This window comes from Ruminobacter amylophilus (genome assembly GCF_900115655.1).
Taxonomy (GTDB): domain Bacteria; phylum Pseudomonadota; class Gammaproteobacteria; order Enterobacterales; family Succinivibrionaceae; genus Ruminobacter; species Ruminobacter amylophilus.
The window spans coordinates 1-11255 of the sequence record NZ_FOXF01000063.1; the positions used below are offsets into that span (position 1 = coordinate 1).

The 11255-nt window shown below is 44.3% G+C and carries 11 protein-coding genes; 8 read left to right on the top strand and 3 right to left on the bottom strand.

Features of this window, described 5'->3' with window-relative positions:
* Nucleotides 1-414: 414 nt before the first annotated feature.
* From BMY80_RS10855 to BMY80_RS10890, 8 genes are all read left to right on the top strand, one after another.
* Nucleotides 415-1452 (top strand): hypothetical protein, encoded by a 1038-nt coding sequence (locus BMY80_RS10855; RefSeq protein ID WP_093143594.1) that lies wholly within the window; start codon nt 415-417, stop codon nt 1450-1452.
* A gap of 27 nt (nt 1453-1479) precedes the next feature.
* A complete protein-coding gene (locus BMY80_RS10860) occupies nt 1480-2508 on the top strand; it encodes a hypothetical protein (protein ID WP_093143595.1) in 1029 nt (342 codons plus the stop codon).
* A 90-nt stretch (nt 2509-2598) separates the two neighbouring features.
* Entirely contained in the window at nt 2599-3636 is a 1038-nt protein-coding gene (locus BMY80_RS10865; protein ID WP_093143596.1) for a tRNA-dihydrouridine synthase, read from the top strand.
* 94 nt (nt 3637-3730) lie between these two features.
* Nucleotides 3731-5464: an ABC transporter ATP-binding protein gene (locus BMY80_RS10870; RefSeq protein ID WP_093143597.1), complete on the top strand. Its 1734-nt coding sequence runs from the start codon at nt 3731-3733 to the stop codon at nt 5462-5464.
* Nucleotides 5461-7287: an ABC transporter ATP-binding protein gene (locus tag BMY80_RS10875; RefSeq protein WP_093143598.1), complete on the top strand. Its 1827-nt coding sequence runs from the start codon at nt 5461-5463 to the stop codon at nt 7285-7287. The genes BMY80_RS10870 and BMY80_RS10875 overlap by 4 nt, the downstream gene beginning before the upstream one ends.
* 89 nt (nt 7288-7376) lie before the next feature.
* Nucleotides 7377-7871 carry an acyl-CoA thioesterase gene (locus tag BMY80_RS10880; RefSeq protein ID WP_051621759.1) on the top strand — a complete coding sequence of 165 codons (495 nt, stop codon included), beginning with the start codon at nt 7377-7379 and terminating at the stop codon, nt 7869-7871.
* A gap of 389 nt (nt 7872-8260) precedes the next feature.
* Nucleotides 8261-8800 carry a hypothetical protein gene (locus BMY80_RS10885; protein ID WP_093143599.1) on the top strand — a complete coding sequence of 180 codons (540 nt, stop codon included), beginning with the start codon at nt 8261-8263 and terminating at the stop codon, nt 8798-8800.
* Nucleotides 8801-9041: 241 nt separating this feature from the next.
* The gene (locus BMY80_RS10890) at nt 9042-9563 is read left to right on the top strand and encodes a flavodoxin (RefSeq protein ID WP_093143600.1); all 522 of its coding nucleotides are present in this window, start codon (nt 9042-9044) and stop codon (nt 9561-9563) included.
* Nucleotides 9564-9982: 419 nt separating this feature from the next.
* On the opposite strand, the gene BMY80_RS10895 is transcribed toward BMY80_RS10890, so the two are convergent.
* From BMY80_RS10895 to BMY80_RS12445, 3 genes are all read right to left on the bottom strand, one after another.
* Nucleotides 9983-10246, bottom strand: a complete 264-nt coding sequence (locus tag BMY80_RS10895; protein WP_093143601.1) for a Txe/YoeB family addiction module toxin — start codon at nt 10244-10246, stop codon at nt 9983-9985.
* Nucleotides 10227-10505 carry a type II toxin-antitoxin system RelB/DinJ family antitoxin gene (locus tag BMY80_RS10900; protein WP_031580274.1) on the bottom strand — a complete coding sequence of 93 codons (279 nt, stop codon included), beginning with the start codon at nt 10503-10505 and terminating at the stop codon, nt 10227-10229. Before BMY80_RS10900 ends, BMY80_RS10895 begins: the two co-directional genes overlap by 20 nt.
* Nucleotides 10506-10991: 486 nt before the next feature.
* A partial coding sequence (locus BMY80_RS12445; RefSeq protein ID WP_218140360.1) for a hypothetical protein occupies nt 10992-11255 on the bottom strand: 264 nt, incomplete at its 5' end.

Genomic DNA, 11255 nt, shown 5'->3' on the forward strand with positions numbered 1-11255 from the left:
TATTATACACCTAGGTATAAATTTAAATGATTTTGCGTCTATGTCAAGGATAAAGCACATTTATGAAATAAAATACCATTGTATGTCAGATAGATTATATTTTTTGTTTATTTTGTGAATGGCTGTCCATGTGGAAAACTCCGGATGAAACGTCATGAAACTGACTGGTAATGAGGGAAAAACAGGCTGAGAGGCAATAACTTTAACCATTTCACTTAAGTGATATGCGGTAATTGATATTTACGAAAAAAGTTCGTAACATCGATTAAAGGATATACTGTTTCTGCAGACTGCGGGAATCACCTGCCGGTATAAGGTCTGCCTGTACCGGACTGATGTTTTTTTCCGCATCCTGACCTGAGACCTGCGCAGATTCTGAAGAAGGCCTGTTGATTGAAACGGTAGGAGAATCAGATGAGTAATGACAAAAAACAGCAGCGCTGGATTATCGGCAGTAAAAGGTTTACTGCAATGGTCGTGACTCTGGCGGCTTTTCTGGTATTGTTAGGACTATATGTATCTGGTTCTGATGCGGTCAGAACTGAATTGGTTATGCTGGGAGCAGTTATATGTCTGTTCATAATTATTTTCATCGCGTTATCCCTTTCCAATGAAAGCAGATACAGAGGAAACAACAGCATCGCCGACGGTTTCAGAAAACAGATTGAGAATGGAGAGTATTTCAATAAGGAATCCTGGCAGAAGGAATATGATTCGTACTGTGCCGGTCATCCTCTCAAATCACTTTCTGCCTTATCATTTCAGTCTGATATCAGCTGCCGTTATCTGAGAAGACTGTTAAAGATTTTTTGGATCTGCGTTCTGATTCCGTTCATATCCTTAGCATGCTCTGTTTTTATAACAGCCCCGTGTCATGCCGGATTATTCGGATTTAAGTTCTTCTGGACGGTATTGGCTTTTGCCTGCATGTTTGCCACCGGAATTATGGGATTTCTGTATCTGCTGTCGTTCAGGCCTTTTTCTTCGTGGCTCGGAACCCATCCGAAGTACAGGGAACAGAAGGATGAAATCAAAAATTCCTATATTGAAGGAGATGCATTCACCTGTTCATGCAACTCAGTGGTTGTCGGCAAGAAATATGTCCATGCATTCGACGGTACTGATTTTTTCACGGAAGAGAAAGATAATCTGAAAGACGTGAAGGTTCAGGTCGAACGTTTAATGATTTACACACACTCACGGCATAGTGAAATATACGTTGAAGATGAATATCATTTCAGAATTGTTTTCTGTTGCGGTGAAGGTGATATTTTAAAGGAATACGGCATAACTCTTGATCAGTTTCAGGTAAAAATGATTATGGATAGGTTTTTCCCTGATGTTTCCTGGAAAGACAGAGTTGCTTTTACTGAGAGAAAAACTTATTACAGCAGCTTTGCTTCCATGCGGAATTGTATTTCAGAGCCTGTAATGGACGATAATGCTCAGTAACGATATGATGTTACGCAGGAGTTTCGCATGAAACATTACGATAAACGATTGTTCAGGAGCAGAGGGATAAGTACTTTAAACGCGGTTTTTCTCGCAGGATCTTTATCCGGACTCTGCATAAGCGGCGTATTAAGCTGGCACGCACATGACGGGGTTAAAGATATCCTGCAGAGCGTGTCATTTCTGTGTGTTATTATTCTGTTCGTAACACTGTTTTCAATCTGGTCGGATTACAGACTGCAGAAGAATAATAACAGGTCAAATTTTATAAGAGAGCTTGTTGAAAGCGGAGAGTATTTCAGCAGAAAGATATGGCAGCGGAAATACAGAGACTACTGCGCGAAGCACCCTGTTAAACAGCTTAACGCTTCTTCTCTCAGAACGGATCTCTGTTTTCGCTATCTTAAGAGAAAATTAAAAAATTTATACCTCTGGCTGATAATCCTTCCTATTGCCTTCGCTTTCCCGGTTAATGCAATTTTTATGTCTTGCACTGGCGGTGGAATACTCGGTCTTGGTTTTTGGGAAAACTTTATGCTGACGGCTTTTACAGTGATTATGGCAGTAATGTCCGTGCTGATTTTCCTCTCACTGCGTCCTTTCGGCAGATGGCTGGATGCGCATCCTCAGTATGCGGATAGAAAGGACGATATCATAAAATCATATCTGAACGGATACATGTTCGAGTGTTTCTGCTTCATTGTGGTCATCAGCCGGCATTATGTTCATGCGTTTGACGGAGTGAATTTTTATACCATTCCCAGAGATGGAGTGGTCAGGGTAAAAACCATTCTGAAACGTTACATGGTTTATTCACGCGGCAGGAACGGTGAAACCTATACCGGAGACGAATATCAGTTTGAAATCCGCTTCATAAGTGACAGGGCCGGGCAGATAAGCATTCCTCTGGATCAGTTTCAGATCAGAATGATAACTGATAAATTCTTTCCTGATATCCCGGATGTCGACAGGTGTACGATGGTAACAGAAAAGAGTTACTCCTATAGTCTGGTTTCTTTGAAATCATGTACCTCGAAGCTGGTAATATACGACTGATTTCAGGTTTTAAAATCACCGGATAAAACAGTGTTTTTTATTATTTATGTCACGTTTTTGATATAATCATCCCGGATTTTTGAGGTGCTTATGTCAGTTGGTGAAATTATTTTGGCCCCCATGGAGGGGGTATTGGATTATCCGCTCAGAGAGGCGCTGACGGATTACAACCGTTATGATTACTGCGTCAGTGAATTCATCAGGGTTACGGACGTGGTTTTTCCGGGAAAGGTGTTCAGACGTGAGGTTCCTGAACTCAGACACGAGGGCAGAACCGCAAACGGCACTCCGGTGTGGGTGCAGATCCTGGGAACCGATCCGGATATCCTTGCCAGAAACGCACTGGTGGCCGCAAGGTGCGGGGCGCCGGGGGTTGATCTGAATTTCGGCTGTCCTTCCAAATTCGTGCATCGTTCGGGCGGCGGTGCCGCCATGCTGAAAAAGCCTGCGGTAATCGGAGAGGCCGTACGCAGAACCAGAGATCTGCTTCCTGCCGACATTCCCTTAAGCGTCAAGATTCGTCTCGGATGGGAGAATCCCGATGATATCTTCAGTATATATGAAGAGATCGTGAGAGGCGGAGCCGACAGGATTATCATTCACGCCCGTACCCGTATGGACGGATATAAAGCCGATGCGATTAAATGGGAATACATAACACCTCTTGCCGACAGAAACGAGATTCCGCTGGTGGCAAACGGCGAGGTAAGGGACGCGGCATCAGCGGCAAAATGCATTGAGGTTACCCACTGCAGCAATCTGATGGTGGGAAGATACGCGCTTGCGGTACCAAACCTTGAGGGGGTTATCAGGAACAATGATAAACCGTTCACGGTTGTTGAATCCGTTAAAGCGGTGATTCATTTTATAGATATCATGAAGAAGCTGCTTCCCGAACAGTATCAGATGGCAAGAACCAAGCAGTTTTTAAGCTATGTCCGTTTAAGCAATCCTGAGGTCAATCTGTTTTTCAGGGAGATCTGTCAGAAGGAGAACCAGGCAGACATCGACAGAATTCTCGATGACGTGGTTTCAGGCAGAAGAGAACTTGTTCTTCCGCAGAATGACGGAGTCTGTGCATCAGCCGAGGGGCAGGCGGTGGCTCATGAAAGGTACTGCAAGAACTGACGGAATTTCTGACTGACGTCGGAACGGCAGAAGCTTTTTCATGATTGCATGTGTTCGGTCAGACACGTTTTTTGGAACCGACAGAGGATGGTGTATGATTAAGTACATTCTGAAATACTGGTATTTTGCCGTACTGGCGTCACTTTTCATGGTCTTTGAAGTTCTGGTAGACCTGTATCAACCGAGAATGATGGCCAGAATAGTCGATGAGGGGATTCTTGGTCTCGGCAGCGGCGGAGTTCCTCAGCAGGACATAATAATCAGCACCGGCATATGGATGCTGGTAATCGTACTGGCCGGATGCCTGTGCGGTATCCTCAGCGGTGTTTTCACAAATCTTTTCAGTCAGAACTACAGCAATGACGTCCGCAAGCTCTGCTTTAAAAAGATTCTCGGTTTTTCCTTTACTCAGAATGACAGATTCTCAGTGGGTTCCCTGATTACCAGAACCACCGGTGACATTACCCAGGTGCAGAACATGTGGGCGCAGATAATCAGAGGCAGTGTCCGCTGCGGCATGTTCTTTGTCGCCGGCAGCATAGCCCTCGTATCCCTGACCTCCGATTTCGGAATGGTTATTCTGGTCGCTCTTCCCCTGATTCTTCTTGAGGTCATTCTGGTTTTCTGGAAGACAGGTCCTCTTTTTGACCGTCTGCAGCAGAGCATTGACGTAATGAACACCAGGGTTCAGGAAAGTGTTAAAGGTCTAAGAGTGGTCAAGGCCTACGTGCAGGAAGAAAAGGAAAGCAGGGAATTTGCCGAAGCCAACAGACGGCAGACCGATATCCAGTTCAGAGTGCTGCTGATAATCGCTTCAATGCATCCGGTAATGAACATAATTCTCAATCTGGCCGTGGCGGCGGTGATACATCTCGGCGCCGTCAGGGTTCAGGCGGGGGAGATGGCTCCCGGAAACATCATGGCCGCGGTTACCTACCTTTCTCAGATTCTTAACGGCATGATGATGCTGGTAATGATTTTTCAGTCCATAACCCGCGGTCTTGCTTCAGAAAAGCGTATCCGTGAGGTCATCCGTGAAACTCCCGCGGTAAAGGACGGCAATCTGGTGGCCGGGGATTCATCCGGCAGAATAGTTTTTCATAATGTGCGCTTCAGATATCCGGAGCAGCAGGCCGACGTGCTGAGTGACATCAGTCTGACGGTAAATCCCGGAGAAACTCTGGCGGTTATCGGTGCCACCGGCAGCGGTAAGAGTTCTCTGATAAATCTCATCCCCAGATTTTATGACGCCACCGACGGTTATGTCGAGGTGGACGGCAAGGATGTCCGTGAGTATACCCTTGAATCACTGAGATCACGTGTTTCCGTGGTTCTGCAGAAAAGCGAGCTTTTCGGAGGTACCATTCGGGAAAACATCGCCATGGGCAGTCCGGATGCAGGAAATGAGGATATTGCAAGAGCAGTCAGAACCGCACAGGCCGAAGATTTCATTCTCAGGCAGCCGAAAGGGTATGATACGCCCGTGGTTCAGGGAGGCATGTCCCTTTCCGGAGGACAGAGACAGAGAATAGCCATTGCCAGAGCCCTGGTCAGAAAATCGGAAATTCTGATTCTGGATGATTCCACCAGCGCACTTGATTTCAAGACTGAATCAAAACTCATGGATGCTCTTAAAAAAGACTATGCCGGGGTAACTAAAATCATTGTGGCACTGCGCATTGCCTCCATCAGAAACGCGGATCGCATTGCGGTGCTCGAGAACGGACGCATAATCGCCTGTGATACCCATGAGAATCTGATGCGAAGCTGTCCTTCCTATATTGATATCTACACATCCCAGTTAAAGAACGAGGAGGAAATGTCATGAGTAACAGAAATACCGGCACTCCCGCATCTCCTTCATCCGTATTCAGAAGAGGACCGGGAGCGGGGTTTGTGGCTGTTCCCGAAAAAGCCCGCAACGAAGCCGAAACCCTGAAGAGATTTTCGGGATATCTTGTTTCGGAAAAGTGGAGCCTTGTCGCCATGCTGGTCTGCGTGCTGATATCGGCAGTGGCCGCCGTGGCCGCTCCGGCCTTTCAGAGTGAGGCCATAGACGCCATTGTAAGAGGTGAATACGACAGTCTCTACGTCTGTCTGCTGCTGATGCTGGTCATGTTCATTCTTCTGAGCGCCGCCTCATATCTGCAGGGCTGCGTCGGGGCCGGGCTCAGCAGAAAGATTATTACCAGACTGAGAACCGGACTTTTTGACAGAATTCTGCGTCTGCCCATAGGTTATGTTGACGGTCATTCCCGCGGGGATCTCATCAGCAGAATGACCAATGATGCCGATAACATCGCCAATACCATATCCATGTCCCTGGGGACTCTGTTTAACGGTGTGCTGACTCTGATTGCCACACTCTCCATGATGCTGTGGTTCAGTATTCCGCTTACCCTGTGCGCCTGCGTCACCATTGTTCTAACTCTGGCCGTTACCAGAATAATGACCGTATACATGCGCCGGTACTTTGTGAAAAGGCAGGAGCTTCTGGGAGAGCTTAACGGCAGGGTTGAGGAAACTGTCACCAACTACAGAACGGTTGCCGCCTACAATCTGCAGGCGGAAGCATTAAAGTCCTTTGAGGAAACCTCCAACAGTCTCAGAAAAACCGGAATCATTGCGGAAATCATCGGCAACATGATGGGACCGGTGATGAATACCCTTAACAATCTGACATTTCTTATTGTGGCGGTGTGCGGCGGTTATCTGGCTCTTAAGGGCAGTATTTCCGTCGGCGTGATTTCAGCTTTCATCATCTATTCCAGACAGCTTTCAAGACCAATAAACGAACTGGCACAGATTTACAGTCAGATTCAGACAGCTCTTGCGGGGGCCGAAAGAATCTTCGGCGTCATGGATGAGAAATCAGAAGATGAGACCGGTGAAAATCTTCCTGCCGAAATCAGAGGGGAGATAGAATTCAGAGACGTAAACTTCTCCTACGTCGAAGGAGAACCGGTCATACGGGATTTCAGTCTGAAAATCGAGGCCGGAAAGAAGATTGCGCTGGTGGGTGCCACCGGAAGCGGTAAAACCACCATCATCAACCTTCTGCTGAGATTCTACGACGTAGACAGCGGGGTTATTACCGTCGACGGACATGACATACGCGGTCTGTCACTTAAATCCCTGAGAGACAGCATCGGAATCGTTCTGCAGGATACGGTTCTTTTCAGCGGAACGGTTAAAAGCAATCTGGCCTATGCACTTGACAGGGAGCCTGATGAGCGGGAAATCGGGATGGCTGCGGAACTCAGTAATACGGACACCATTATCGAACAGCTTCCGGAGGGACTCGATACCAGACTTGATGAGGCGGGGGCCAGACTTTCCGCAGGTCAGCGCCAGCTTTTTGCCATCTGCCGTGCATTTCTCTCTTATCCGGGAATACTGATTCTTGACGAGGCTACCTCCAGTGTGGATACCAGAACCGAACAGCATATTCAGGAAGCCATGGTCAGTCTGCTGAAAAACAGAACCGGACTGATAATCGCCCATCGTTTATCCACAATCCGTGATGCTGACGAAATCATTGTCATGGAGCAGGGCAGAATAGTGGAAAGGGGAAATCACCGGGATCTTCTCGCAGCCCGGGGAAAGTATTATGAACTTTATCAGACCCAGTATTCAGGTCTGGGAACTTAATGGCGACAGGCATTTGTCTGATTCAGTCAATAATAGGTTATAATTAGGACAGATTTTCATTATTTTCAGAATTTACGGAAAGAACAGTTATGACAGATATAAAGAATGTTGATGAAGTGCCGGCTGAAAAGCCTCGCGGCATGCTGATGCTGAGAACTCTGACCATGCCGGCGGATGCCAATCCGAACGGTGATGTCTTCGGCGGCTGGCTGATGTCTCAGCTGGACGCTGCCGGAGCCATGATGGCCTATGAACTCTGTCGCGGTAAGGTGGTGACAGTGGCCGTGGACGAAATCGTGTTCAGAAATCCGGTGCATGTGGGTGACGTGGTCTGCGTGTACTGCCGGGTAATTCACGTGGGCAATACCTCCCTCAAGATTCAGCTTCAGATGTGGACCAAGCACAATGACGAGGCCAGAACCAGCAGAGTCAAGGTAACAGAATGCGGTATCACCTATGTGGCTGTTGACGATAACGGCGTAAAGAGGCATCTGCCGCGTGAACTGGTTGAACATAAGGATGAACTTATCCTTAACGGCTATGAAAGCATGTATTCAGGCAACTCTCAGTACGAGTGTTACTAATCTCTCCTGACGGGGCGCTGAAGCGCCCCGTTTTCATTTTCGGTTCACAGCCGATTAGCAGTGACTGTGCATCCTGTAAGTGACGTATTATGCAGGGAGATTCATAAATTAATCGGCAGTTTTTCGTGTATGTAAAGTTTATAGCTGTATATAAGATATTGCTTACTTTATTTAAGTTAAATATATTTATTAAAAATATATAAATGTCATATTTTATTGAAAGAAAAAATGTGATCAAAATTAAATATTTTGCTTGAAGTCAAAAATTTTTAGTGATAAATTTAGCGCCAGATAAAGGGTTCCGATAAGCCTTGCAATCCCTTTAATCAAGGCTTTGAAGATAAATTACGGTATTCCGCAGTAATATACTTTTATATCAGGCATATAAAATGTTTAAAAATTTATTTATATCTTTGAAACTTTTAATTGTTTCAGCAATGGTTTCAGCCTGTACCACCACTGTTTCCGCTCCGGAAAAAGTGACTGTGGATAATTTGTACTCACCCAATGAGATTGCCAAAGCCTCAATGCTTTCCACTTCTTCCCTGAGTGCCGGTGTGGACGATAACTTCAACGGGGTATCCGACAGGGTGGACAGCTGGATTTCACAGCTTAACGAAGATTATGCCGTAAAGACAGCCCTGTCCAAGTTTGCAAGAAGTGTTCAGTCCGCAGTTCTCTTCCAGCCGAGTGTTGACAGCGGCACCGTGATTGTCTACAACCTTATTGACGCAGGTACCGATGTTATTGTTTTGAAAGGTGAGAATGAAGGTCGCAGACTTCTTGATTCCGTTGCCGCTCAGGTATGCGACACCAGGGGAAAGGCTGTTAAGTACGCCAGTTTCCTCAACAGTTTTGCCGAGGATCAGCCTGATACCGCCGAAACCGCACGCGAAACTGACGACGTATCCGTTCCGTCAATGATTTAGTTCCTCTGCGTATTCATTATTAAACAGCGCGGGCTCCGGCAGTAATTGTCGGAGCCTGATGTTTTTCTGCCTGAAAATCGAAAAAATTCCCACTTTAAAAAATGTATTTTTGCCATGGTCTGAATTATCATGGAAAAATCGGATGCCTGAATATCCCGTAATCCCCGGGATTAGTGAACGGAGTTCTTTCAGGTGATCCGTCCCGGTACAATAACAACAATATTAAATGCAGGAGATTAACATGGCTAAAGTAGGTATATTTTACGGTTCGGATACAGGCCACACCGAGGATGCTGCCATTCTTATTCAGCAGCTTTTCGGAGAGGATACGGCGGATCTGTTTGATGTTGCCAAGGTTAAGGACGTATCTGTTGTGAACAATTATGATCTGGTTATTCTCGGAACATCAACCTGGTATCTCGGAGAGCTTCAGACCGACATGGATAATTTCCGGAGCAGTCTGGCTGATATTGACGTTTCAGGCAGAACCTTTGCTCTTTTCGGTCTCGGTAATCAGGTTGATTACAGCGATTATTTCGTGGACGGAATAGGTATTCTCTATACCTTCCTGAAGGAGAAGGGGGCAAAGCTTATCGGCAGATGGCCTGCCGAAGGTTATGATTTTGCCAGTCAGCTTCCTCTTACCGATGATGACACCTCCTTCGTGGGCCTTGCTCTTGACGAGGATAATCAGCCTGAACTCACTCCGGACAGAGCAGCCGAATGGGTGGAACAGATCAGACAGGAAGCAGGCATTCAGTAATACAGTGTTTATTCAGTTTAAAAAATAAACAATCTATATTGTCACTTCTGTAAAACCTTCGTATGCATTACGAAGGTTTTGTTTTCTGGGAAAAAGAATATATTTTCATTTGCTTAAAAAAGCAACAAACAGCTGTTTAATGCTGATTTTGATCAAAAAAATACTGGTTTTTACAGTAAAAATCTTGAAATAATGAAAAATTATGGAGAAATTTCGTGAATAAAACATAAAACAGTTTAAAGATTGTTTTGGATGTACCAGAACAGATTACTATGTTGAGGTTTCAAACGCTGATGGAACCGTTATCGGTCAACCATACCCTAACAACCAATGTTATTAGGGTATATATGATATATCTCAAATAAATATTTCACGATATATATAGGTTACACTATTTAAACCGTTAGATATCTGCTGGATTATTTATCACCATAATGTGTAGCACACTGGTAAATTTCAATACAGTCACCTACAATTCTAAAAACCAATCGATTCTTTTCATCTATCCGAACACTCCAATAATCGGATAACTCATATTTTAATCGTTCACACTTTCCTGAGCAGTTGTAACCATTTCTATCAATATCCTGAAGAATCTTATGTATTTTTTTTAAAGTCTTCTTATCTTTTTCATGCCACGATAAGTAATCCTCCCACGCTTCATCAGTCCAAATCTTCTTCATCTTCATCCTCTACAAATAACTCGTGTTCCTTCAGAGTACTCTTGCCAGACTTAACATTTTCAATTCTTCTTCTGAGTTCATTCATATTATTTTCACTGTAAAACGGATCAGCACAAACATCAAAAGGAATACGTCTTTCACGAGCTACTTTAGCTATAAACATTTGAATTGCGGAAGACATGGTTAATCCCATCTCTTTTAGGGCTTCCATAGCTTTGAGCTTGTCATCATCATTCAGCTTAACGTTAATTTGTCCCATATGCACCTCTCATTTGAAATAAATCAAACTATATCTTACTATACATTGTATACTAATAGCTATACAAACACAAACTTTTAATACCCATTACGTGAAGCATAATCAATTTCTAGTAGTGACTCTTTCACTAATATTCACTACATACTCATCAACTTTAACTACCAACTCAGGCATTCCAGCACACTGAAAAATGAATTTGCTGTAGATGCACATCAATCTTAATCTATCGAGAAAATAATCATTCCTATGGTAAAGACTTTTCACGTATGAATCTGTCTTATGATTGATATACATCTCTTTAGCTGATTCATTTATTGATTCACCTTTTGCTAAAAAATCTATTATTGTTCTAAAAATAGCCCTCGAACCATGAAGACAAAATATTGCTGTATAATACCTGACTTTCGAGTTTTTCGCCAAATCCTTGTGAGAACTTTTAAAATTACTAAAGAATTTGCCATCGTGATTCACTTTTAAAAATACCAGTTATTTGAATCGGTAATTCATGATTTTCTCGTACTGTTTCTGAGTTAAAAGTGCGGATTTGACCGGTAGTTTTGTAAGCTCAGAAATCTTATCCAAAAAGTCGGATTTTGTCAGAAGATTTACATACTTACCGTTGCATTTAGCCAACTGAAAATCTCTGATAAATTTAAAAATTGCCTGGTATGAATCCTCGTCGTTCAGCTCGTATATTTGCAGAATTCTGGTAATGAGTGTTGCTATATAGCAGATAAGGAAGTGACCAAA

Excerpts from the sequence above, each read along its gene's own strand:
- BMY80_RS10855 (WP_093143594.1), top strand. The coding sequence starts at position 415 with ATGAGTAATGACAAAAAACAGCAGCGCTGGATTATCGGCAGTAAAAGG.
- BMY80_RS10860 (WP_093143595.1), top strand. The coding sequence starts at position 1,480 with ATGAAACATTACGATAAACGATTGTTCAGGAGCAGAGGGATAAGTACT.
- BMY80_RS10865 (WP_093143596.1), top strand. The coding sequence starts at position 2,599 with ATGTCAGTTGGTGAAATTATTTTGGCCCCCATGGAGGGGGTATTGGAT.
- BMY80_RS10870 (WP_093143597.1), top strand. The coding sequence starts at position 3,731 with ATGATTAAGTACATTCTGAAATACTGGTATTTTGCCGTACTGGCGTCA.
- BMY80_RS10875 (WP_093143598.1), top strand. The coding sequence starts at position 5,461 with ATGAGTAACAGAAATACCGGCACTCCCGCATCTCCTTCATCCGTATTC.
- BMY80_RS10880 (WP_051621759.1), top strand. The coding sequence starts at position 7,377 with ATGACAGATATAAAGAATGTTGATGAAGTGCCGGCTGAAAAGCCTCGC.
- BMY80_RS10885 (WP_093143599.1), top strand. The coding sequence starts at position 8,261 with ATGTTTAAAAATTTATTTATATCTTTGAAACTTTTAATTGTTTCAGCA.
- BMY80_RS10890 (WP_093143600.1), top strand. The coding sequence starts at position 9,042 with ATGGCTAAAGTAGGTATATTTTACGGTTCGGATACAGGCCACACCGAG.
- BMY80_RS10895 (WP_093143601.1), bottom strand. The coding sequence starts at position 10,246 with ATGAAGAAGATTTGGACTGATGAAGCGTGGGAGGATTACTTATCGTGG.
- BMY80_RS10900 (WP_031580274.1), bottom strand. The coding sequence starts at position 10,505 with ATGGGACAAATTAACGTTAAGCTGAATGATGATGACAAGCTCAAAGCT.